Source organism: Leisingera sp. ABM4_060 (assembly GCF_056158765.1).
Window position 1 is genome coordinate 831531 of record NZ_JBSWTX010000001.1, and the last position, 22736, is coordinate 854266.

General features: G+C 61.3%; 24 protein-coding genes. 11 read left to right on the forward strand and 13 right to left on the reverse strand.

All coding sequences use genetic code 11. The features are described 5' to 3' along the window. Positions 1 to 47: 47 nt before the first annotated feature. The 4 genes from ACXAEH_RS04120 to ACXAEH_RS04135 all read left to right on the forward strand — a co-directional run bounded on the left by ACXAEH_RS04120 (position 48) and on the right by ACXAEH_RS04135 (position 2688). A complete protein-coding gene (locus ACXAEH_RS04120) occupies positions 48 to 779 on the forward strand; it encodes a heme ABC transporter permease (RefSeq protein WP_475031212.1) in 732 nt (243 codons plus the stop codon). Further along, positions 779 to 934, forward strand: a complete 156-nt coding sequence (gene ccmD, locus ACXAEH_RS04125; RefSeq protein WP_475031213.1) for a heme exporter protein CcmD — start codon at positions 779 to 781, stop codon at positions 932 to 934. Before ACXAEH_RS04120 ends, ccmD begins: the two co-directional genes overlap by 1 nt. Next, entirely contained in the window at positions 927 to 1466 is a 540-nt protein-coding gene (locus ACXAEH_RS04130) for a DsbE family thiol:disulfide interchange protein (protein ID WP_475031214.1), read from the forward strand. Before ccmD ends, ACXAEH_RS04130 begins: the two co-directional genes overlap by 8 nt. Before the next feature lie 568 nt (positions 1467 to 2034). Further along, on the forward strand, positions 2035 to 2688 hold the full coding sequence (locus ACXAEH_RS04135) for a hypothetical protein (RefSeq protein ID WP_475031215.1): 654 nt from the start codon (positions 2035 to 2037) through the stop codon (positions 2686 to 2688). A gap of 253 nt (positions 2689 to 2941) precedes the next feature. Here ACXAEH_RS04135 and ACXAEH_RS04140 read toward each other — a convergent pair whose 3' ends face one another. From ACXAEH_RS04140 to ACXAEH_RS04150, 3 genes are all read right to left on the reverse strand, one after another. Continuing rightward, positions 2942 to 3235, reverse strand: coding sequence for an antibiotic biosynthesis monooxygenase family protein (locus ACXAEH_RS04140; RefSeq protein ID WP_475031216.1), 294 nt, complete (start codon positions 3233 to 3235; stop codon positions 2942 to 2944). A gap of 73 nt (positions 3236 to 3308) precedes the next feature. After that, positions 3309 to 3647 carry a DOPA 4,5-dioxygenase family protein gene (locus ACXAEH_RS04145; protein ID WP_475031217.1) on the reverse strand — a complete coding sequence of 113 codons (339 nt, stop codon included), beginning with the start codon at positions 3645 to 3647 and terminating at the stop codon, positions 3309 to 3311. Between the two features lie 74 nt (positions 3648 to 3721). Next, on the reverse strand, positions 3722 to 4093 hold the full coding sequence (locus ACXAEH_RS04150; protein WP_475031218.1) for a winged helix-turn-helix transcriptional regulator: 372 nt from the start codon (positions 4091 to 4093) through the stop codon (positions 3722 to 3724). Between the two features lie 107 nt (positions 4094 to 4200). Between ACXAEH_RS04150 and ACXAEH_RS04155 the strand changes: the two genes are divergently transcribed. Continuing rightward, positions 4201 to 4821: an NAD(P)-dependent oxidoreductase gene (locus ACXAEH_RS04155; protein WP_475031219.1), complete on the forward strand. Its 621-nt coding sequence runs from the start codon at positions 4201 to 4203 to the stop codon at positions 4819 to 4821. 129 nt (positions 4822 to 4950) lie between these two features. On the opposite strand, the gene ACXAEH_RS04160 is transcribed toward ACXAEH_RS04155, so the two are convergent. Beyond that, on the reverse strand, positions 4951 to 5235 hold the full coding sequence (locus ACXAEH_RS04160; protein ID WP_475031220.1) for an antibiotic biosynthesis monooxygenase: 285 nt from the start codon (positions 5233 to 5235) through the stop codon (positions 4951 to 4953). Positions 5236 to 5571: 336 nt separating this feature from the next. Here ACXAEH_RS04160 and ACXAEH_RS04165 point away from each other — a divergent pair, with 336 nt between their 5' ends. Then, positions 5572 to 6354, forward strand: a complete 783-nt coding sequence (locus ACXAEH_RS04165) for a substrate-binding periplasmic protein (protein WP_475031221.1) — start codon at positions 5572 to 5574, stop codon at positions 6352 to 6354. 69 nt (positions 6355 to 6423) lie between these two features. Here ACXAEH_RS04165 and acnA read toward each other — a convergent pair whose 3' ends face one another. Beyond that, positions 6424 to 9111, reverse strand: coding sequence for an aconitate hydratase AcnA (gene acnA, locus ACXAEH_RS04170; protein WP_475031222.1), 2688 nt, complete (start codon positions 9109 to 9111; stop codon positions 6424 to 6426). A gap of 233 nt (positions 9112 to 9344) precedes the next feature. On the opposite strand from acnA, the gene ACXAEH_RS04175 reads away from it, so the two are divergent. Further along, positions 9345 to 10046 carry a DUF1223 domain-containing protein gene (locus ACXAEH_RS04175; protein WP_475031223.1) on the forward strand — a complete coding sequence of 234 codons (702 nt, stop codon included), beginning with the start codon at positions 9345 to 9347 and terminating at the stop codon, positions 10044 to 10046. A 9-nt stretch (positions 10047 to 10055) separates the two neighbouring features. On the opposite strand, the gene ACXAEH_RS04180 is transcribed toward ACXAEH_RS04175, so the two are convergent. The 3 genes from ACXAEH_RS04180 to ACXAEH_RS04190 form a co-directional block, all read right to left on the reverse strand. Continuing rightward, a complete protein-coding gene (locus ACXAEH_RS04180; RefSeq protein ID WP_475031224.1) occupies positions 10056 to 10988 on the reverse strand; it encodes a lysophospholipid acyltransferase family protein in 933 nt (310 codons plus the stop codon). 130 nt (positions 10989 to 11118) lie between these two features. Continuing rightward, positions 11119 to 12225: a flagellar motor switch protein FliG gene (locus tag ACXAEH_RS04185; protein ID WP_475031225.1), complete on the reverse strand. Its 1107-nt coding sequence runs from the start codon at positions 12223 to 12225 to the stop codon at positions 11119 to 11121. 72 nt (positions 12226 to 12297) lie between these two features. After that, positions 12298 to 12831: a tetratricopeptide repeat protein gene (locus ACXAEH_RS04190; protein WP_475031226.1), complete on the reverse strand. Its 534-nt coding sequence runs from the start codon at positions 12829 to 12831 to the stop codon at positions 12298 to 12300. 231 nt (positions 12832 to 13062) lie between these two features. Between ACXAEH_RS04190 and ACXAEH_RS04195 the strand changes: the two genes are divergently transcribed. Beyond that, complete coding sequence (locus ACXAEH_RS04195) at positions 13063 to 14553, forward strand: hypothetical protein (protein ID WP_475031227.1); 1491 nt, start codon at positions 13063 to 13065, stop codon at positions 14551 to 14553. A gap of 108 nt (positions 14554 to 14661) precedes the next feature. Here ACXAEH_RS04195 and purB read toward each other — a convergent pair whose 3' ends face one another. Continuing rightward, entirely contained in the window at positions 14662 to 15966 is a 1305-nt protein-coding gene (purB, locus tag ACXAEH_RS04200) for an adenylosuccinate lyase (RefSeq protein WP_475031228.1), read from the reverse strand. 86 nt (positions 15967 to 16052) lie between these two features. On the opposite strand from purB, the gene ACXAEH_RS04205 reads away from it, so the two are divergent. Continuing rightward, the gene (locus ACXAEH_RS04205; protein ID WP_475031229.1) at positions 16053 to 16394 is read left to right on the forward strand and encodes a hypothetical protein; all 342 of its coding nucleotides are present in this window, start codon (positions 16053 to 16055) and stop codon (positions 16392 to 16394) included. A gap of 146 nt (positions 16395 to 16540) precedes the next feature. On the opposite strand, the gene ACXAEH_RS04210 is transcribed toward ACXAEH_RS04205, so the two are convergent. Next, positions 16541 to 17776 (reverse strand): bifunctional alpha/beta hydrolase/OsmC family protein, encoded by a 1236-nt coding sequence (locus ACXAEH_RS04210; RefSeq protein WP_475031230.1) that lies wholly within the window; start codon positions 17774 to 17776, stop codon positions 16541 to 16543. 95 nt (positions 17777 to 17871) lie between these two features. Between ACXAEH_RS04210 and ACXAEH_RS04215 the strand changes: the two genes are divergently transcribed. Beyond that, complete coding sequence (locus tag ACXAEH_RS04215) at positions 17872 to 18420, forward strand: NUDIX hydrolase (protein WP_475031231.1); 549 nt, start codon at positions 17872 to 17874, stop codon at positions 18418 to 18420. A 68-nt stretch (positions 18421 to 18488) separates the two neighbouring features. Here ACXAEH_RS04215 and dddP read toward each other — a convergent pair whose 3' ends face one another. Continuing rightward, a complete protein-coding gene (gene dddP, locus ACXAEH_RS04220) occupies positions 18489 to 19832 on the reverse strand; it encodes a dimethylsulfonioproprionate lyase DddP (RefSeq protein ID WP_475031232.1) in 1344 nt (447 codons plus the stop codon). A gap of 159 nt (positions 19833 to 19991) precedes the next feature. On the opposite strand from dddP, the gene ACXAEH_RS04225 reads away from it, so the two are divergent. After that, complete coding sequence (locus tag ACXAEH_RS04225; RefSeq protein ID WP_475031233.1) at positions 19992 to 20765, forward strand: heme-dependent oxidative N-demethylase family protein; 774 nt, start codon at positions 19992 to 19994, stop codon at positions 20763 to 20765. A gap of 7 nt (positions 20766 to 20772) precedes the next feature. Here the strand turns inward: ACXAEH_RS04225 and ACXAEH_RS04230 are convergent, their stop codons facing one another. Then, positions 20773 to 21570: a hypothetical protein gene (locus tag ACXAEH_RS04230; RefSeq protein ID WP_475031234.1), complete on the reverse strand. Its 798-nt coding sequence runs from the start codon at positions 21568 to 21570 to the stop codon at positions 20773 to 20775. Between the two features lie 338 nt (positions 21571 to 21908). Then, positions 21909 to 22703, reverse strand: coding sequence for a lytic murein transglycosylase (locus tag ACXAEH_RS04235; protein WP_475031235.1), 795 nt, complete (start codon positions 22701 to 22703; stop codon positions 21909 to 21911). Positions 22704 to 22736: the final 33 nt, after the last annotated feature.

Sequence of the window (22736 nt, forward strand, 5' to 3'; positions counted from 1 at the left end):
CGCGCCCGTGAATTGAGAAACCCGAGAACAAGAGCTAAATAGCCACCATGTCGATCTGGGAATACGCCAACCCGAAGAAGTTCCTGGCCACCACCGAGCGTGTGATGCCGGCCTTGTGGATCAGTTCTGCGGTGCTGATCACCGTTGGCCTTGTCTGGGGCTTCTTCTTCACGCCTGACGATTACCGCCAAGGTTCCACCGTCAAGATCATCTTCCTGCATGTGCCCTCGGCGCTGATGGCGATCAACGCCTGGTTCATGATGCTGGTTACCTCGCTGGTCTGGGTGATCCGCCGCCATCATGTCAGCGCTTTGGCGGCCCGTGCGGCAGCGCCCGTGGGCGTGGTCATGACGGTGATTGCGCTGATCACCGGCGCGATCTGGGGGCAGCCGATGTGGGGCACCTGGTGGGCCTGGGATCCGCGGCTGACCTCCTTCCTGGTGCTTTTCCTGTTCTACCTCGGTTACATCGCCCTTTGGGAGGCGATCGACAATCCCGACACCGCCGCCGACCTGACCTCGATCCTCTGCCTTGTGGGCTCGGTCTTTGCGGTGCTCAGCCGCTATGCGGTTAACTTCTGGAACCAGGGGCTGCATCAGGGGGCGTCGCTGTCGTTGGATGAAAAGGAGAACGTGGCTGATGCGTTCTCCAACCCGCTCTATGTATGCATGGCAGGATTTGTGCTGCTGTTCATTGCATTGGTGTTCTACCGCACTGGAACTGAAATCCGCGCCCGCCGCATCAAGGCATTGATGGCGCGTGAACGGCTGGAGGCCTGATGCCCGATCTTGGAAAATACGCTGATACGGTGCTGTCCGCCTATGGTGCCTCGCTGGCGCTGCTGGCAGCGCTGGTGGTGCTGACGATCTGGCGCGGCCGCAAGGTGCGCCGGGAGATGGAAACCCTGGAAACGCGGATGAAGCGCAATGGCTAAGATCTCTCCGCTGATGGCGGTTCCGGTTGTGGTGTTTGCAGGTTTTGTCGGCCTGGCGCTGGTAGGCATGTTCCGTGAAGATCCGAACAGCCTGCCGTCCACCCGCGAGGGCCAGCCGGCGCCGGAACTGACAGCTGAAACCTTCACCGGTAAGCCCGGCTTCGATGCGGATACTCTGCGCGACGGCAATGTGAAACTGGTGAATTTCTGGGCCAGCTGGTGTGCGCCCTGCCGCGCCGAGCATCCGAATCTGGATGCGCTGTCCAAAGAAGGCATCCCGGTCTATGGCATCAACCACAAGGACCAGTTGAAGAACGCCACGGCTTTCCTGGAGGAACTGGGCGACCCCTATGCAGCAATTCTTCATGATCTGCCCGGCCGCACTGGTATCGACTGGGGGGTCTATGGCGTGCCGGAGACCTTTGTCGTGGATGGCGAAGGAAAGATCGTGCTGCGCTTTGCCGGCCCGGTGACCCAGCGGGTGATCGAAAGCACACTGCGCCCGGCGATGGAAAAGGCGACCGGGCGGTAATTGCCAGCGGCATAGCGGAAAAGAACAAGAGCTCCGTTTCCGGTGCTCTTTTCGTTTTGTAGCTGGTCAGAAAAATGGATGTTGTGGCGAAGAAGGTGTCCAGATTGTCATAGTTCTGCAGAGGCAGCCGGTTGCCGCTGGTGAAATCCGCAACAACGTTACAATCGACGATCAAAGCGCCATCGACGGCCGATAGTGCCGTTTCGAACCCGCCCAGGAACCAGCTTTCAACGCGGATGGTGCCAAAGCCGTAGTCGCTGATGCGGTCATTGCCGCCATTGAACACATAGGTGTTAAAGCCTTCACCGCTAGACAGTTTGTCGTCGCGCGCTCTGCCATTGAGGAAGCCGTCCCCAGCCTCGCCAAACAGGTTATCATCGCCGCGCTGGGTAATGAAAGGCTCATCGCTGCCGGAGCCGGTGATCCGGTCGTCAAATTTGCTGGCGCGGCGTTCGAAAACATCGCTTCTGATCCGGTCTCGGACGCCCAGACCGTCGTCGTAGACAATACCATTCTCCAGATTGACGCGGATGCCGCTTTCCGCGGATCTGTTGTAATCAAGGCAGAAATGGCCGCCTGTTTCTGTATTCCAGCCGGATTGCATCGGCTTGGCGATGTCGACGGCTTCCGGCCGGCCAGTGCCGCTCTTTTCGATTACCGCCGTAATTGCATCGCCTCCGATGCGGGCGGCGATGCCTTGGTTGAGGTCTTCGTGGTAGAAATCGTTGAAACCTTCGGTGACACAGCTGAGCGAAATGGTGTTCCTGCCGGCGCCGGTCCGCAACTGGTTCCAGAATTTGTTGCCGCCGGGATCGAGCCAATCATTGCCGGCCCGGCCGGTCAGGGAGTCGCCGCCTTCTCCGCTGAACAGGCGGCCTCGGCCGCTGCTGCCGTTCAGAGAGTCCTTGCCGTCGCAGACATCCAGGAAGTTGCATTTGCTGCTGCCGGTAGGGGTTTCGTCGCCATCTGTGCCCAGGAGCGCGCGGAAAGCAGTTCCGCCTACGTCGTCACAGGTGATGAACTGGCTGGGAGCGGAGGCTCCCTTCGGCTCGCCAACTGTCACGGAGGCGGCCCAGGCATCCCACGTGGCCAGGGTTGCAAACTGTGGCAGGTGATCGCCGTCCAGGCCAGTCCCGTTGAGGCAGGCGCCAAGGGCGGCCATGACAATTTCCGCGACAGGATCATCTTCGGAGTGGTCGCTGGGTGCAAGGGGGGTAGGTGAAACCGTCAACGCCGACTTTGGTCACGATGTCGAGCGAGGCCGGTTCGATGAGCACTGTAGGACCTTCGCCGGACTCATTAATTTGGAAAACAATCCGGAAACCAGCTTGAATATGCGCAGGCATCTCGAAGTCCCCTTAAGTATTTTCTGACTAAAACCGAAAAGGTTGAACGCCGCTACTTTTGGTGACTGTAAAATATATATTTGTCACCTTGACAGGAGAGCAGCAGATCCTTCTGTGGGTGCTGCGGTGTCACAAGGGCGTGCAGAGCGTGAATGTCTTGAAATCAGGTTCTTCCGCTGACAGCGCATAGACTTTCCCGAAGTCTTCCTGTTTGGAGCGCCAGATCAGGTATTCGCTCAGCTCTTCGGCGCTGCTCCAGTGCTGATACACGGCGATCTCGTCCCGCTCCGGCGCGAGCAGCGTCTCTGCCTGCAGGCAGCCGGGATAGTCCCGGACCTGCTCGACCATCTTTTTTACCAGCGCAGCCAGCTCGGTGTATTTTCCGGGCAAGGGCTGCAGAAGTATGATTACGGCTTCCGTCACGAAACGCTCCGCATTGCTGAGGGTGCGAGAACCCTAGCAGATCACCGGAAATTTCTGGTAAATTTGCGCCGGGTCAGCCGAAAATGCTGAGATTCAGCTCCAGCCCGGTACCCAGCCAGATGGCGTGATCGCGGTGATCTTCCAGGTGATTGCCGGTTTCCGGATGGGCAAACACGATCAGCCCGTCCCGGTTCAGCGCCAGCCATGGCAGCAGTTCAGCGAATTGATCCGGATCCGCAGCCAGCTGGCAGGACCACATCGGATGCGGGCCGACGTTTTTCTCGTGGACGCGGCCCATCTGGACTCCGAACCGCTCGGCAGCCTGGCGGCACAGGGCGCTGGCCTGCTCGACAGTGGTTTCGTCGAAATAGATATGGGCGTGGTAGCCGGTGATGCTGTCAGTCTGGTTCATGGCGCCACTATTTCCGCTTGGGGCGGCGGGGGCAACCTGATGTTTGCGAACAGATCCTGTGCAGGCGGGCTGTTTCAGATCTCTGCCCGCTGCGCCGCGTCATAGGCCGCCCGGGAAGCGCGGATGCCCGGCTGATGTGCATCGGCCCAGCTGGCCAGTTGGCGTATGGTGCCAAACAGGGAGTGCCCGCGCTCGGTCAGCGCATATTCCACCTGAGGCGGCGAGAGGTCCAGAACGGTGCGGCTGACCAGCCCGTCGCGTTCAAGATTGCGCAGGGTGACTGCCAGCATCCGCTGGGAAATTCCGCCGATAACCCGCCGCAACGCGTTGAACCGGCAGGGGCCTTTGGCCAGTTCGATCACCAGCAGCACCGACCAGGCATCGCCGATCCGGTCCAGAACATCGCGGACGGGACAGTCGTATTCGATGGCGCGGCGGCGGCTCATGGCGGTTCCTTTCAGGTAACCATGTGACGAAGAAATGCGTATTCCGGCACCAGTTTCAGGCGCCTATCTGGTTCTCATTGGTAACTATAGGATGAAAGGGAAGCGGAATGAAGCTCCTGATTATTGGCGCAACCGGGATGATCGGATCGCGGATCACAGCCGAAGCATTGGACCGCGGCCATGAGGTGGTTGCAGCCGTGCGCAGCCCGGAAAATGCCGAACCGCGCACGGGCCTGCGCGCTGAAAGGCTGGACGTCCGGGATACAGCCCGGCTGGCGGAACTGGCTGCGCAGACGGATGTGGTCATCGGTGCGGTCAGCCCGCGCAGCAGCGGCGATGCGGTCGCGGAGGCAAACACCTATGCCGACGCCCTGATAGCGGGTCTTGATGGCCGCCGGCTGCTGCTGGTTGGCGGCGCGGGTTCGCTGAACCTGCCGGATGGTTCGCCGGTTGCAGATGCGGTGCCGGAGCCTTACCAGGCAGAAGCGCAGGGCATGCGGCAAGCCTTCGGGAAAATCGCGGCAAGCGGTCTGGACTACAGCGTTCTGGCGCCTGCGGGCCTGATCGAGCCTGGCGAGCGCAGCGGGGTGTTCCGCCTGGGCGGCCGGACCCTTTTGACTGATCCCGAGGGCAACAGCCGGATTTCTGCCGAAGATTACGCAGTTGCCCTGCTGGATGAGGTGGAAGTGCCCAAACATCCCCGGCAGATTTTCACCGTTGCCTACTGATCCTCAGCTGCAAGGGGAGGCGGATGTGAAACCCCCGAATTCCTCCGGTGTTTGCGGCCGTGTTTTCGAAGGCGAGCGCAGCCGGCCTTGCCCTAGGATAACGATCCCGGCCAAAGGGCCGGGGTCCACTCAGGGCACTGAGAAGGTGCGAAAATCCTGCTCGCGCCGCATGGTGGCGCTGCGCGCATCGAAATCACCGCGCTCGGCGCGCCAGGTCAGGTAGCGGTCCAAGTGTTCCAGCGACTCCCAGATGTGGAAGACGGCGATCTCGAAACGCTCCCGGTTGATGCCTGCGTGCGCTTGCAGGCAGCCGGGGAAATTACGGGTGTCTGGAAGCATGTCCAGCACCGCCTGTGCATGGTCCTCGAACGTGTCCACGTCCGGGTAAACGACGGTAATCGCAGCTTCTTTCATGCTCTTTCGCCTGGTTTTGCGGTAGTCTTGTTAGCATTTAACGTATTTGTGAAAAGCACCTTTGCACAGCTGAACTAACCGGTATAGCCGGTATTAACGTTTTTCGCGTAGCGCTAGGGTTGTGGCTGGGCATGGGCGGCAGCCCGGCTCAGGCTGGATACGCGGAGATGGGGATTTGGAACGCAGGAACGGTGATTTAGCCTGGCCAGCGCTACAAATCGCGGCTTCCCAGTTTGCCGTAACTGGCGCAGTATCACGCTTAGCCGGTCAGGCTGGGATATTCCGCCGGGGCAAGCTCTCCGACGGGCCAAATTCTGGAAGGAGGCCAGTGGTTTGATGGCGCGGTTCCGTTACCTCAAGGCGCTCCTGACCGGGGCGGCGGCTGCTTGGATTGCGGCGGCCCCCGTGCAGGCCCGGGACGAAACCGTTCTGAGGTTCTGCTATGATCCCTATCCGCCCTATACCATGGGAGCTGGTGGTATCCCCTCCGGCGGGCTGAAGGTCCAGTTGCTGAAAGAAGTGACCAGCCGGATCGAGGGGCTGAGCGCCGTGGTTGTACTGCTGCCCTGGCAGCGGTGCCAGGCGCAGGCGCAGAGCGGGGAAGCGGATGGCATTCTGCCGCTGTTCAGATCCTCCAGCCGGGAAAGCTACCTGGCCTTTACTGAAGGCACCTTTCTGCAAACAAACACTTTATGGTTCAGCCGGCGCCGTTATCCCGGCGGGCTGGAGCTGGGAGAGGGGTTTGCGGAAGTATCGCAGCTGCGGCTGGGAATGGTGAACGCCAGTGTCATAGATGAGGAAATGGAGGCTGCGTTCGAACGGCACAATCCGATTGTCCGAAGCAGCAATGCCGGCAGCCTGATGCAGATGCTGCTGTTTGGCCAGCTGGACCTTGTTGCCCTGGACGATGCCGTCGGATGGCATCAGGTGACGCGGAATGGCTGGCAGGACAGGATCGGCCGGATCGCTGAGCCGATTTCCAGCCGGTATTCGCATTTCGGCCTCTCCAAAGCGGCCGGCGCGGATGCATATCTGGACGCATTCAACCGGGCCATTTCGGAACTGAGGGCCGATGGCAGGATTGCCGAAATTCTGGGCGGCTTCGATTTCACGCAATAGCCATCGCCGCGCAGGCAGTGAAAAAGGCGCCCCGAGGGGCGCCTTTGAACTTCCGGAATTGCGGCAGCCTTAGGATTTGGCCAGGTTGCGCAGCACGTAGTGCAGCACGCCGCCGTGTTCGATGTATTCGATCTCGGGCGCGGTATCAATGCGGCACTTCAGGGTGATCTCTTTCACCGAGCCATCGGCCATGGTGATCGAGCAGGGCACTTCCTGCAGCGGCTGGATGGTGTCCAACCCGCTGATCGACACGGTTTCATCGCCTGTGAGGCCCAGCGACTTGCGGGTGTCGCCGCCGGTGAATTCAAACGGGATAACGCCCATGCCCACCAGGTTGGAGCGGTGGATACGCTCAAACGACTCGGCGATCACCGCCTTGACGCCCAGCAGCGCGGTGCCCTTGGCCGCCCAGTCGCGCGAGGAGCCCGCGCCGTACTGTTCACCGCCGAACACCACCAGCGGGGTACCCGCTTCCTGATGCGCCATCGAGGCCTCGTAGATCGAGGTTTGCGCGCCATCGGGGCCTTTGGTGTAGCCGCCTTCGACGCCTTCCAGCATCTCGTTCTTGATGCGGATGTTGGCAAAGGTGCCGCGCATCATGATCTCGTGGTTGCCGCGGCGGGAGCCGTAGGAGTTGAACTCACGCGGCTGCACCTGGCGCTCCAGCAGGTACTGGCCTGCGGGGGTGGTGGTGGCAAAGGAGCCGGCGGGCGAGATGTGGTCGGTGGTGACCATGTCGCCCAGAACCGCCAGAACCTTGGCACCTTCGATGTTCGAGATGGTGCCCGGCTCGGTGCCCATGCCCTGGAAGTAGGGCGGGTTTTGGATGTAGGTCGAGGTCGCGGGCCAGTCATAGGTTTCCGCATCGGTGGTTTCCACCGCCTGCCATTTATCGTCGCCTTTGAAGACGTCGGCGTATTTCGACTGGAAGGCTTCGCGTGTGACGGTCTGTTCGACCAGTTCCGCGACTTCCTGGGTCGAGGGCCAGATGTCTTTCAGGTAGACGTCATTGCCATCCTTGTCCTGAGCAATCGGGTCAGACGCCAGGTTGATGTCCATGGTGCCGGCCAGCGCGTAGGCCACGACCAGCGGCGGCGAGGCCAGGTAGTTGGCGCGCACGTCAGGTGAGATACGGCCTTCAAAGTTGCGGTTGCCCGACAGGACCGAGGTTGCCACCAGATCGCCCTCGGCAATTGCTTCGGAGATCTCCTGCTGGATCGGGCCGGAGTTGCCGATACAGGTGGTGCAGCCGTAGCCCACCAGGTTGAAGCCGACCTTGTCCAGGTCTTCCTGCAGGCCCGCGGCCTCCAGATAGGCGGACACAACCTGCGAACCCGGTGCCAGCGAGGTCTTGACCCAGGGCTTGCGGTCGAGGCCCAGAGCGGCTGCCTTGCGTGCGACCAGACCGGCGCCGATCATCACATAGGGGTTGGAGGTGTTGGTGCAGGAAGTGATCGAGGCGATCACGACCTTGCCCGACTCCATGGTGTAGTCTTCGCCTTTGACGGCGACTTCCTTGCCCATCGGACGCTTGAAGGTCTCTTCCATCTCCTTGGCGAAGGCCGATTTGGCGTCGGTCAGAGCGACATAGTCCTGGGGGCGCTTCGGGCCGGAGATCGCAGGAACGATGCTGCCCATGTCTAGGGTCAGGGTGTCGGTGTAGACCGGGTTGTAATCCGCACCGCGCCAGAAGCCGTTTTCCTTGGCGTAAGCTTCGACCAGGGCGATACGGTCCTCGTCGCGGCCGGTGTTGCGCAGGTAGCGCAGGGTTTCGCCGTCGATCGGGAAGAAGCCGCATGTGGCGCCGTATTCCGGCGCCATGTTGGCAATGGTGGCTCGGTCGGCCAGCGGCAGCCGGTCCAGACCTTCGCCGTAGAATTCGACGAACTTGCCGACAACGCCCTTGGCGCGCAGCATTTCAACCACTTTCAGAACCAGGTCAGTGCCGGTGGTGCCTTCGACCATCTGGCCGGTCAGCTCAAAGCCGATGACTTCGGGGATCAGCATCGAGATCGGCTGGCCCAGCATCGCGGCCTCGGCCTCGATCCCGCCAACGCCCCAGCCCAGAACCGCGGCGCCGTTCACCATGGTGGTGTGGGAGTCGGTGCCAACCAGGGTATCCGGATAGGCGACTTCTTCACCGTTCTGGTCGGTGTCGGTCCAGACGGTCTGCGCCAGGTATTCCAGGTTCACCTGGTGGCAGATGCCGGTGCCCGGCGGCACAACGCGGAAATTGTTGAACGCGTTCTGGCCCCATTTCAGGAACTGATAACGCTCCATGTTGCGCTCATACTCGCGGTCCACGTTCATCTGGAACGCGCGCGGGTTGCCGAATTCGTCGATCATCACCGAGTGGTCAATGACCAGATCGACGGGCACCAGCGGGTTGATTTTGGCGGCGGAACCTTTCAGGCCGACGATGCCGTCGCGCATAGCCGCCAGGTCGACAACGGCGGGAACGCCGGTGAAGTCCTGCATCAGCACGCGGGCCGGGCGGTATGCGATCTCGCGCGGGTTCTTGCCGCCCTGGGCGCCCCATTCGGCAAAGGCCTTGATGTCGTCGGTGGAGACGGAGAAGCCTCCGTCCTCAAATCGCAGCATGTTTTCCAGCACCACTTTCAGTGCGGCGGGCAGCTTGGAAAAGTCGCCAAAGCCGGCCTCGGTGGCGGCGGGAATGGAGTAATAGGAAATCGACTTGCCGTTAACGCTCAGCGTTCTGCGTGCGTTGGCATTGTCCTGACCGACGGTGATAGGCATGTTTGGCCTCCCTCAAGAATTTCAGATCGGGAATTCGCTGCCTGCTAAATGCATGAGGAAGATTAAGCATTCAATAGCCCAAACGCCGCAGGCAGCACTTTTGTATGCGATTGTACACATTTTTTGCGGTAAGTGCCGCGATACCGGGTTCAAACCCGGCTCAAAAATGATTGATTGGCGTAACCGCAGCCACATCTTTAGACCAGAAGCCTAAGAAACAGCGTGGGCGATTCATGAAACTTCTGGCGTCGATAGTCACAGCTTTGGGCCTGGCCCTTCCGGTTTACGGCCAAACCGCGGCAGAGCCTGTGGTGGTGGAGCTTTATACCTCGCAAGGCTGTTCCTCCTGCCCGCCGGCCGATGCGCTGCTGCACAAGCTGGCCGCACGCGAGGACGTGCTGCCCTTGGCGTTGCATGTGGATTACTGGGACTACATTGGCTGGAAGGACGCGTTTGCGCGGCCTTCGCACACGCAGCGGCAAAAGGGCTATGCCCATGTGGGCGGGCGCCGGATGATCTATACGCCGCAGATGATCATCATGGGCCAGGATGACGTGGTAGGCGCCGATGCGATGAAAGTGGCGGATGCCATTGCCAAACACAAGGACCAGCCGCGGCCGGTGTCGCTGGCGGTCGAGCGGCGGGGCGAGGAGCTGGTGATCCGGCTGCAGCCGCGGGTGCAGATGCCGGACGGCAAGCTTCTGGTGCAAGTGGTGCGCTACACGCCGGAGCGGACCGTCAGCATCAAGCGCGGCGAGCTGGCCGGGCGCACGCTGTCTTACTCCAATGTGGTGGAGGATTGGCAAATCGCTGCCGAATGGGACGGCGCAGGAGATCTGGAGGTCTCGGTGCCGGTCCCGGGTGATCTTCCGGCTGCAGTTCTGGTGCAGGAAGCCCCGTTTGGCCGCATCCTTGCCGCGGCCCGGGCAGATTAACTCAGCGGATCAATCCCTGGCCGGTTCTACTTCAGGCTCAGGCTTGCGGAAGGCAGCCTGGTGTTTCCAGCGGCGGTGAATCCAGAACCATTGGCCGGTGTGCTTGCGCACGATGGCTTCCAGATCCGCGCTCAAGGCCTTGGTCATGGTAAGCGGATCGGAATGCGGCACTTCGGCGTTCATCACGATCTCGAAATCCAAGCCGTTTTCCTGACGAACCGCATAGACCGGGATCAGCGCAGCGCCGAATTTCAGCGCCAGTTCGGCCGGCACGGTTGAGGTGACGGCCGGTTTGCCGAAAAAATCGATCAGCTCGCCGCCCTGGGCGTGCAGATCGGTGACGATAGCCGCGATACCGCCCTTCTTGAGGTGACGGACCAGCTCGACCATGCCGCGTTTGCCCTGTTCGAACATCAGGTCGTGATTTGCCTTCATGGCGGCAACGTAATGTTCGTTGAAATAGGGGTTTGCCATCCGCCGGTAGAGCGAGCCCATCTCATGGCCGCGGGCCACCAGCGCGGCGCGGGCGGCATCGTAATTGCCAAAATGAGCGGTGGCCAGCAGGACAGGCCGGCCTGCCGCGCGCGCGGCTTCCAGAGCTTCGAGCCCGGGCCCGGTAATGGGGGCCTTGCGGGCGCGCTCAAAGAACTCCTGGCCCGCATAAAGCTCGGCAATCATCCGGCCGGCATTGTCGCTGACATCCCGGTAGAGCTGCTTGGCGTCCAGTCCTGACAGCTCCGGGTTGACCAGTTTCAGATTGTCGCGCACCCGTTTTTCAAAGCCGGCGGCGCGGCCCATGAGGGTGACCAGCCGGCCCAGCAGCGGCACCCGCATACGGTAGGGGATCAGGCCTGCACCCAGCAGCAGCCCGCGCAGAAACAGGTTGCTGCCATAGTATTTGGCATGGCTCCAGGTGGAGAGTTCGGAAGGGTCGACGGGCATGGGGTCCGGATGGCTGCGGCGCAGGAAGGCGGCTGGAAGCCCGCATCATAAGCCCGCACCGCGGCAGGCACAAGCAGCTCTCGCAGCGGCCGCGCGGAGGGCCGCCGGAGCGGTCATTCAGCGGTTTGCATCACTCGCCGTCTTCTTCCTCATCCGATTTCAATTCGATATCGCCGGTGGCCACCAGATCGCGCATTGCCGAGATGATCATGCTGAAGGCGGCCTCGCCGTCGCTGCGCTTGACCTTGCCGCGTTCGGCCACTTCCTCGCGGATGTTGTCGGCCATCCGGCTCGACATATTGGCCAGCAGGAAATCGTTGGTGGCGACGTCCTCTTCGTCGGTGGCAAAGGCCATGGCGGTGACCAGATCCGGTTGCGACAGGACCCGCATCAGCTTGGGCACATCGGTCTTCTGCATCCGTTCGCCGATCAGCGCATAGGTGAAAATCGCCTTGCGCACCTTGATGGCAAACTCCTCATCCTCCTCGTCCAGCGCGGTCAGAACCTCATCGCGCTTTGCCGCCGCTGCCTCTGTCAGGATGCCGCCCAGGCGCTGGCCCGGGGTTTCATCAAAGGCGACTTCGGGCCGGGCTTCGACCTGGGCCGCCAGCGACAGCCCGATCCGGTCCACGGTTTCCGGCGTCACGTTAGAAGTCTGGCTGACGGCATAGGTGATGCGGCGGGCCACGGGTCCCGGCAGATGCGCCAGCATCTGCGCCGCCTTGGCAGTGTCCAGCTTGGACAGCAGCACGGCAGCAACTTCGGTGCTTTCAGCCTCGGCAAGCCCCGCCAGATCCTCTGGCGGCAGTTGCTTGAGGCGTTCCCAGGGATCGCCGAACTGGCGCACCCCGGCCTCCTTGCGCAGGCGGCTGTGGGTGTAGCGGCTGATCTTGCCTTCCATGGCGTTCAAAGCGCCCGCCAGGCCATTGGGGAAGTGCAGGCCGACGTTGTCCAGCAAATCGGCAAACTCATTGGCGACCGTGTTCAGCGTATCACGGTCGACAATGCTCATATTGCCCATCTGCTTGGTCAGCTCCAGCTGCAGGTCATCCGGCAGCTCCTCCAGCGGGATTTCCGCGCCTTCGTTCAGCAGCAGCCGGACGATGATTGCGGCCTTGGCCTTGCCGCTGAGCCCGCCGGCACCGCCGCCGCCACCCAGCGGGGCCGGGGCTGCAAAACCGCCCGCATCCATTCCGCCGCCCGCCATGGGAAGTGCCAGCATATTGTCTTGAGGCATTCTCGCACCCTACCAAAGATTTTCTTGATCCGGGAGCAGGATAGGCCGCAAGCCGTAAAAAAATGCTGAAGCCTAGTAGCTGTAGGACGCGCCGGTTTCCAAGGCGTTGCGCAGCGATGCTTCAGCCCAGGTGCCATCACCGCCCCGTGCCCGGATTTCTTTCCATTGTATCAGGGCAGCCCCGTATTTTCCCTGTTCCACAAGGCCTTGGCCCATATACGAACGGGCAAGGATGTTATCCGGATCCTGAGCCAGCGCCTGATCGTAATAGACCTGTGCCAAGTCGAAATTGCCCTGTTTGCGGTGCGTGAAGCCCCAATAGGTCAGCACCAGAGAATCCTGTTGGTCAGCCATTGCGCTGAGCACCGCCTGGGCGTCCTCCTGGCGGCCGGCATAGGCCAGCTCGCGCACCGCGCCCATCAGTTCCTGCTGGTTCAGCGATGATTTGCGGGCCCGAACACAGCGTTTCTTTTCCTCGTCCCAAACCCGTTTTCCCTTGCAGGTCTTGGTGGTCTCGGTGGGTTTGGGCGGGTTCCAGTCGTTGCCGCTGGCGGCAAAGGCCGCCATCGGAAGGGTCAAGGCGGCGGCCAGAGCAAAATAACGCATATCATCAACTCCTGATGTGCAAAGTCACGTTCAATGTACTCAGAGAACCCGCGGGACAGCGAATTTATTCGCATCACGAATGCGTTTTTGCAGAATTTTCCAATCCGGGACTGTGCTGCGCAGAAGAAGGATGATCATGGCTTTGCGGGAATTCATGTCAGGTGACTCAACTTAAAGTGTGTGGTACGGAAGATGAAATACTAGCAAAAGTTATTCTTGGGAGTTCTGCCTATGAGCGACATTGCAAAGTTTCTTGTAACCAATCAGGACAGTTTCCGCTTGCTTGCGTCTGGAGTGCCGACGGTTATTGCGCTGTTCCTGATTGTTTATGCGCATAAGGCGCTCTCGCAACGTCTGATGGAGGCCACAGAAGGCGGCTTTTCCCAGAATGCAACGATGTTCCGGCGCAATTTATACCTAGTGTGGGGCGTTGCGCTTTTGCTGCTTGTGGTGCATGCCACGGCAAACATCATTCCGGCATTCATTGGCGGAAAGCATGTCTATATCGGCTCCATAGATAACCTGTCCAAAGGTGCAAAAGTGAAGGCGGCCGGGGTCGCCAGATTTTTTGCGAGAGAAGTGCCCGGTGACGCTGGCCTGGATACCCGTATCGAATGGGTGGTGCTGCACGATCAACCGTTGTCTGCTCTCAGTTTCGATGTGCGGTTTGCCGATGACTTTGTTGTGCGCTGCCGAGTTAACAGTGTCCCGGCACAAGGCGCCGAGATGTATCTGACAGCACATTATTCGCTGGGTGAGGGCAATTCCCTTCTGGCGATTGACAAAGTTGACTTTCTTCCTGGCGGCCAGGCTTATTGCGGCCCAAGGCCGGCGCTGAAAATCAAACCGCCGCTGAAAGCGCCGATTGAAGACGTTGGCGCCGATTTGCCGGACGATTCCGCCGCCTTGCTTCCCTCCGGGCTTGGCGGCCTGGTGAGGCCGGCTTTTGCAAGTGAAACTCCTGAGCCTGCAGATTTGGAGGACGTCCGCAACGCGCTGGAGAGCGATACATATGAACTCCGGCATGAAGCACGGAAAACACTGCTTGCGCATTTCGGATTATACCGGGAATGGATTGAAGAAGTTGCGCAAAACCCGGCAAATGCGACAGAGCGGGAAATCGGCGCGATCACCTGGGTGTTGTCGCGGCGCCGCCCGGATCCCTGGAACGATTTGTCCCAAGCACCGGATGTGCCGGCTGAGGTGGTAACGTTCATGCTCTCCCATGCGCTGAACCCAAGTGCTTATGTCAGGGAAAACGTCAAGCGTTTTGCAATCAGCTATCCGACCGACCAAATGCAGATGGAAATTGATGAATTGGTCCAGAAGGCGGGTGTAAACTCCAAAGCCTTTGCCTATGACCTTCAGGCGCATTTCTTCTATAACAAGGGTGTCTACCTAGTGCTGGATTCCGAAGATACAGACAATACGCTGCTGCGCTTTGAAAAGGCGCTGGAAAATTTGAACTCGGCAGCAGTGCTGTCCAGCACTTTCGACGCCAATTTTGCGCAGCCCTATGCAAAAGTAGACTATGCAAAGGGCTGGGTAAAAGCCGTGGGGGCCAGGGAGGGCTTAGGGGGCGAGTTCACGCAAGCGTCCGCCGCCAAGGATCTGAATTCTTTCTTGCAGCAGGTTGAAAACTCAAAGGCGGTTTATGCCTATCCGTGGCAGATCGATACGGCAAAATCCTATCTCGGCGGGGATCTGCAGGCATTCGATTGACGAAAACGTCCGGAGGCAGACCGAATAACCGCCGGAAACTGTTGGATGGAGCAGAAAAACGCCCCGCCGGACTTGCGGGGCGTTTCTGATAAAGCAGCTAGGCCTGGCTTACTCGCCGAACACCCGGCGGAAGATCGTGTCGACATGCTTGGTGTGGTAGCCCATGTCGAATTTCTCGTTGATCGCCTCTTCGCCCAGGGCGGCAACCACCTCCGCATCTGCCAGCAGCAACTCGCGGAAGTCGACGCGGTCTTCCCAGACTTTCAGCGCATTGCGCTGCACCATGGCATAGGCGTCTTCGCGGCTGACACCTGCCTGTGTCAGCGCCAGCAGCACCCGCTGAGACATCACCAGGCTGGGGAATTTATTCATGTTTTCCAGCATGTTATCAGGGAACACGAGCATCTTGTCGATAACGCCGGCCAGACGGTGCAGGGCAAAATCCAGGGTGACGGTGGCGTCCGGGCCGATGCCGCGCTCCACCGAGGAGTGCGAGATGTCGCGCTCGTGCCACAGGGCCACGTTCTCCATCGCCGGAACCACGGTCATGCGCACCAGGCGCGCCAGGCCGGTCAGGTTTTCGGTCAGAACCGGGTTTTTCTTGTGCGGCATTGCCGAGGAGCCTTTCTGGCCCATCGAGAAAAACTCCGCGCCTTCCAGCACCTCGGTGCGCTGCATGTGGCGGATTTCCACGGCAACGTTCTCGATCGAGGAGGCAATGACGCCGAGGGTGGCAAAGAACATCGCGTGGCGGTCGCGCGGGATCACTTGGGTCGAGATCGGCTCAGGCCGCAGGCCCAGCTGCTCGCAGACGTGTTCTTCAACCGCCGGGTCGATATTGGCAAAGGTGCCGACCGCACCGGAGATGGCGCCGGTGGCCACTTCCCAGCGGGCCTTTTCCAGGCGGTTCTTGTTGCGGTCCATTTCCGCATAGAAGCGGGCAAAGGTCAGGCCCATCGTGGTGGGCTCGGCATGGATGCCGTGGGAGCGGCCGACGCGGACGGTGTGCTTATGCTCCAGCGCGCGTTTCTTCAATGCGGCCAGCAGCTTGTCCATACCGTCCAGCAGGAGGTCGGCGGCACGCACCAGCTGCACGTTCAGGCAGGTGTCCAGCACGTCCGAAGACGTCATGCCCTGGTGGACAAAGCGGGCTTCCTCAGAGCCCACATGCTCAGCCAGATGGGTCAGGAAGGCAATCACGTCATGCTTGGTGACGGCCTCGATCTCGTCGATGCGTGCGACGTCGAACTCCAGGTCCTTGGCTTTCCACACCGCATCGGCGTTTTCGCGCGGGATCACGCCGAGGTTCGCCATGGCTTCGCAGGCATGGGCCTCAATCTCGTACCAGATCTTGAATTTGGTCTCAGGCGACCAGATGGCGGTCATCTCGGGGCGGGCATAGCGCGGGATCATGGGCGAAAGCACCTTTATGTGATTGTGCAGCAGATGCCCGGCCTATTAGAGGAGGAGAGGAGAGACAGCAAGTCTGGGAGGACGGCATGAGGCAGATTGCCCTGATGATTGCGGTATCATGCGCGGTTTCGCCCGTTTGGGCGGGCGAATGGCAGGTGCTGAACGGGGAAGAGGTGCAGCAGGCGCTGGAAGGGCGCAAGCTGGTTTACGGCAGCGGCGCCTGGCAGGAATTCCGCGCCTCTGGCCGGACGCTTTACAATGCTGGCCATGACAGCTGGGGCTATTGGGGCGTGCGGGACGGCAAATATTGCTCGACCTGGCCGCCGTCGGACCTGTGGGCCTGTTTCGCACTGGAAACCGATGGGGCGGCGCTGCGGTTTGTCGGCGAAGGCGGTGACATCACCACAGGAAGGTACGCGGAACAGTAGCGGGGCTCTCCCGCCTGCGCTGCGGCCTTCATGCGAAGGCCTGCCGCAGTTGGGCCCGGCGCCGCACAAAGTGCGGCGCCGGGCCCAAGGCCGCAGCCGTTGCAGGTTTCCTGCAATGGCCGGGCGCGGGAGCACGCCAGGCAGCCTTACACCGCGGCTGAATGATCCTTGGCATCCAGGCGGGTCACCACTTTGGCACCGCTTTCCAGGGTGCGGTGCACCGGGCATCTGTCGGCGATTTCCATCAGTTTGGCGCGTTGTTCTTCGCTCAGCGGCCCGCACAGATGGATCACCCGGGTAAACTGGTCGATCTTCGCGGGACCCGTTGGCTGGGCGTCCTGCGCATGCACCTTGTCGTGGCTCACATCAACACTGACACCTTCCAGCGGCCAGCCTTTGCGGCGGGCGTACATGCGCAGGGTCATCGAGGTGCAGGCGCCAAGCCCCGCGGCGACAAAGCCGTAAGGCGACATGCCGCGGTTGGTGCCGCCATAGGCCAGCGGTTCATCCGCATAAGTGTGGTGGCTGGGGCCGGACTGGACGTCCTGCAGGAAGCCATCCGGATCGGCTTCGGTGACGCGCAAGATGCCCTCCGGCGCTCCGGGCGGCGGCGCGGGCGGCGACATATCGATGTAGCGGCTTGCCCAGGCCGCAATCACCTCGGCCGCGTATTCCGCATCCGCGGGCCGCGAAATCAGGTGGTCGGAATCGTCCAGGGTGACAAAGCTTTTGGGATGTTTGGCAGCCGTGAAAATCGACGCGGCATTGTCGATGCTTACGGTTTCGTCGCGCGGCGCGTGCAGCACCAGCAGCGCGGCCCTGAGATCTGCGATTGCGGGCTCCAGCGCCTCGGCGGTGATGTCGTCGACAAACTCCTTGCCGATGACGAAGGGCCGCCCGCCCAAGCAGACTTCGGCTTGGCCCTTGGCTTCGATTTCCGGCAAGGCTGCATCGAAGTGATGCGATACATGGCCAGGATCAAATGGCGCGCCCAGGGTCACCACCCCCTTGATGGCCGGAATGCCGGCCCGCGCCCGCAGTACGGCTGCGCCGCCCAGCGAATGGCCAATCAGCAGCGACGGTGCCATGTTGCGCGATGCCAGGTATTGCGCGGCCATGATCAGATCCGCCACATTGGAACTGAAGGTGGTATTGCCAAACTCGCCCTCGGAATGGCCGAGGCCGGTGAAATCGAACCGCAAAACGGCAATCCCCATGGCGGCCAGCCGTCCGGCTATGCGCCGCGCGGCGGGGATATCCTTGGAGCAGGTGAAGCAATGAGCAAAGAGCGCAGTTGCCAGGACCGGCCCCTCGGGCAGGTCGAGGCGGGCAGCAAGGGTGTTTCCGGCGTGGCCGGGGAAGGAAATACGTTCCGTGGGCATGGGCGTGGCCTTTGTTGGGTGTTCCGCATAGATTGAGCGCTCCTTGGGTCATGAACAAGGCAACAGACCCGGACGTCACGGGAAGGTGAAGGCAAATGAGCGGCGGCAGCATAGCAGGTATCGGGTGTTACAGCCCGCAGGACGCACAGGAGCGGGAAATGTGGCAGCGGCTGCAGGCGTTTTGCAGAAGCGAGCCGCAAGCCTTCGGGCGCAATCCCGGAACCGGCCACGTGACCGGGTCGGTTTTTGTCATGTCGCCGGACATGAAATGCGTGCTGCTGACCCATCACCGGAAGCTGAACCGCTGGTACCAGCTGGGCGGCCATTGCGATGGTATCGCCGATGTGCCCTTTGCAGCGCTGAAAGAGGCTTATGAGGAAAGCGGGCTCAGCCGGATCCGGGCACTGTCAGACCGCGTGTTTGACGTCGACATCCACGAAATCCCGGCCAATGCCCGTGACTGCGCGCATCTGCATTACGACGTGCGCTATCTGTTTCAGGCGGAGGCGGGCGAAGTTGAACCCAGCAGTGAATCCCACGCTCTGGCCTGGGTGCCGCTCACCCGGCTGGAGGAGGTGACGGAGTCTCCTGGCGTGCTGGTGCTGCGGGACAAGTTGCAGCCGTTCCTGAGCAGCTATTGTTAAACGGTGGCGCCTGGCGGCGCCGCAGGAGGAGCCGGACCCTCCCGCTGGGAGGGACCGGCAGCCGGGCGCTACGCTTCGCCCAGCAGCTCCTTGTCGAATGGGTATTTGGTCAGGTTTTCGTAGCCGTCCTCGGTGATCAGCACCTGGTCTTCGAGCTTGATCGAGAAATCGCCGCCTTCGGGGGAAACCAGTGCCTCGACACACAGCACCATGCCCGGTTCCAGCTCATAGTCGAAAGCGCCTTCGACCATCGCGTCGGGATAGGCTACCAGCGGCCATTCATCACACAGGCCGACGCCGTGCATCATGCAGCCGTATTTCTGCTTTTGGAACTGCGCATCGAGCGGGTGGCAGGCGCGGGACAGATCCTGGATGTTCACGCCCGGTTTCAGCATCTCCATGTTATAGCGGATGTGCTCAAGCCCGTGCTGCATGGCATAGACCATCTCCACGGGCGGTTTTTCATCGCCGATCCACCAGCTGCGGGAAATGTCGATGCAAATGCCGTAAGAACCGACCAGATCAGTGTCGAAACTGATGATCTCGTTGTTCTGGATGATCCGCGGGCCGCATTCCTGGAACCAGGGGTTGGTGCGGGGGCCGGAGGCCAGGAGGCGGGTTTCGATCCATTCGCCGCCGCGGCGGATGTTTTCCGCGTGCAGCACCGCCCAGACGTCATCTTCGGAGATATTGCCGCCGGGCACGTTTTCGCGGGCGAACCTCTCCATTTCAGCCACCGCGGTTTCGCAGGCGTGGCTGGCGCAGCGCATCGCCAGGATCTCATCTGGACCTTTTACTGCCCGGCATTTCTCAGTGAGTTCCTCGCCGGGGAAGATCTCCAGGCCCTGGGCTTCCAGCGCGCGCAGGCCGTGCAGCATGATCTTGTCCACCGCTAGGCGCTTGTTGCTGCCGCTGTGCTCTTCCAGCAGTTTGCGGACCTCGTTGGAGAAGACGTCGGCGGCCACATCCACCTTGTCACCGCGGTCGAAGTAGAACAGGTCGGCGCCCGCGCGCTGTTCGCGCACCAGCGGGTTGAATTCGCTGAGGAAAGGCGACTGTTTATAGTCCCAGAGCACCATGTAGCCATCGGCACAGACCAGCAGGGCGCGGAACGGGTTGTGGGTGTTCCACAGCTGCATGTTGGTGCTGTCGGTGGCATAGCGGATGTTCAGCGGATCAAACACCAGAAGGCCCGCATAGCCGCGGTCGTTGATGTGCTTGACCAGCCGTTCCCAGCGGAACTTTCGCATCGCCTGCAAGTCCGGCAGCTGCAGCCCGGCCTCGGCCCATTCGGAGAAGGCGAGCTGGGTCGGGCCGATCTCGACACGGTCATTGTCGTTCGGGGTATTGTCACCCAGATTGGCGCCGCGGGTCGGGTCGATCTTGCGGATGTCGCGGTAATGCTCGTTCATGCGTGGCCTCCGTCGCTGCACAGCTCTGTTCAATCCTGTCCAATGTGCCCATTGCCGCCGCCGGAATTGCTGCAGAAAACGACTGATTCCCCGGTCGTTTCTGACCTATGATGCAACGTCGCGGATGGCTTCCGGTCCAGGGGGTGCTATCGGAAGAGAATGACCGCGATTTTGCAGAAAACCATTCCCTACAATCCGCTGGAGGAGAAGAAACTCCCCGGTATTCAGCCGCTTGCGCCGGAGGGCTGGCTTTCGCCGGATGACGCCTACCGCGGCCAGATGGCAGAGCGCGCGCGTCTGCTGTCCGACCGGCGGCAGGAGGTTTTGCAGCTGAACGCTGGCGCCATAGCGGCAGCGCAGGAATTGCTGCAGACGGTGCTGGATACGGTCGATCCCGGTGCCCGGGATTCGGCGGTCCGTCCGGATGGTGCGGCAGTGCCGGTTGACCGGGAGGATCCGCTTGGCACCCTGGGGCGGATTGCGCAGCAGGACTTCTGCATCCTGCAGAAACCGGACGGCGCGGAGGAGCATGTTCTGACAGGTGCGGTGCTATGCTTTCCTGCAAGCTGGATGCTAGCGGAAAAATTCATGCGGCCGCTGGCCGGCATCCATGTGCCGGTGGACAGCTATGATACAGGCATGGCAGCCCGGGTGCAGCGGCTGTTTGACGGGGTGCAGGCAGGGCGGCCGTTATGGCGGTTCAACGCGCTGTGGTACCAGGATCCTGCACTGTTTCAGCCGCGCAGCCAGTTTGCGCCGAGGGACCGGCCGCAGGGGGCGCGGGCGGATTTCCTGCGCAGCGAAAAGCAGATGATTCTGCGGCTGCCGCAGAGCCGCGCCGTTGTGTTTGCCATTCATACCCGCGTGCTGGCGCGTGGAGACGTGATGCGGCAGTGGGGGACGCAGGACAGCGCTCCGGATCAGCCGGGCTGACCCAGGATCAGGGGACCAGGGGCCGGGCGGCCTGTACCATTCCGGCGCTGTCCAGGAACAGGATCAGTGCGGTGAGCAGCAGCAAATGGCTGACAAAGCGCAGGCGTTTGGTGCTTGAGAGGGAAAAGGCGGCAACAACCGAGGACCGCAGCTGGCTGCCCCAGCCCTGGCGCAGATCCTCCACAAGGGCGGGCGTGCGGGCAAGAGCAGAGGCCGTGGCGGCTTTCCGGTCGTCCAATGCGGCTGCAAAGGCACGGTCGCAGTGAACCTCGAGCTCCTGCGCGGTTTCCTCGACCGGGGTAAAGCAGGCGCGGCCGCGGGGGCGGGGCATTGCCGTTTGCTTGGCCGTTGAAGGCTCCCGTCCGGCCTCTTGCTGCTGCGGCTCAAACGCGCTCAGAAATTGCTCGCAGGTCAGCGCCACCTCGGACTCCAGCCACTCGACCGAAGTTGCCTCCACCTCGGGCAGCAGTCGGTGCAGCATTTCCGCAAGCAGCAGTTCCGACAGTTCCTGATCGCAATGACTGGGGTAGACCGGTGTCAGCGACAGCTCAAGCAGGGCGGCAGGCTGCAGCATGCTGCCGGTCAGCTTGCTGGCGCGCTTCAGCGGCACCCGGCGCAGGCGGACAGTCGCAAGGTAGTGGTCGCTTTGCAGCTTGGCAGTGTTCTCGGCGCGGGCATCGATCCGGTCCGCGGAGTGGCCGAAATCCTCGAGCGTGTCCACAACTGCAGTTACTGCAGCCGAGAGAGTGCCGGAGTCACGGTATTCCAGCCCAAGCCTGCCTGTGTAATTCACCTTCTCTGCCACCTTCCGGATCCTCCATTCAGGGTGCCGATAAAGAAAGAGTAAAATTTGAAGTAGTTGAAAGTGGGGCAGGCAACGCCCCAGGTACAGAAACAACCAAAGCGCAGTGTTCAAGAATGGGGCAATCTGTAAGTGGTTGAAATCAAGTGAAATTAACTGAAATTTGTCGCTTTTGACGGCTGGATTACGGCTCAACTGTGGCGGCGGGCGGACACATTGATGCCTTAGGGCCTACAATGGGGCGGGAATCGCGGAGACTGTTTTGGGTGGCACTGCGCCAAGGACCCGCCTGCCTACGGAAGCTGCGGGCGCAAAGGTTCCGTAAGCGGACGGGATAGCGGTCAGCCGTCGATCTGGTGGCCCATGATGGCCAGCGACTGCTGATAGACAGTTGCGGCATTCCATTCCTTCAGAACGCGGTAGTTGGGTTCGCCATCCTGGTAACCTTTGCCGGGCTTCCAGCCCTTCTGGCGCAGGTAGTGGGCGGTGGACGCCAACGCATCGCCCATATTGTAGAAATCGACACGCCCGTTGCCATCCCAATCCACACCGAATTCCAGGGCATTGCCTGGAAGGAACTGCGTGTGGCCCAGCTCGCCGTGTTTGGCGCCAAGGGTCGCGGGCGTGATGGCGCCCTGATCCACCAGCTTCAGCGCGCCCAGCGCATGCGGGCGGAAAAAGTCCGAGCGGCGGCAGTCGTAGGTCAAGGTGACAATGGCCGAGACTACCTGGCTGTCACCCATGTAGTTGCCAAAGGCGGTTTCCATGCCGTGGATGGCAATCAGCACGCCGGCGGGCACGCCGTATTGCCGTTCCAGGGCAGCGTAGAAGTCCGGGTTGCGCGCCTTGCGCTTGCGCCCCTGGGCCACGATGGTGGCAGAGCCGCGGATCTGCATGAACTTCTCCAGCGAATACTTGAAGCTCTTCTGGTTGCGGTCGGCGGCGATGGTACGGCGCGCGTATTGCGCGGAGGCCAGCGCCTGCAGCCCGGCCTTGCGTACGCCCGCGCGCCTGGCGTCGCGTGTGAACTCCTGTTTCCAGGCGTCAAACCCGGCAGAGGTGTTGCCGCAGGTGGCAGCCAGAGCCGGGGAAGCAAGCAGGGCGGAAATCAGGGCAGGGGCCAGAAAACGGCGCATGAAGGAACTCTCGAAATGTGACTCGGGCGCTTG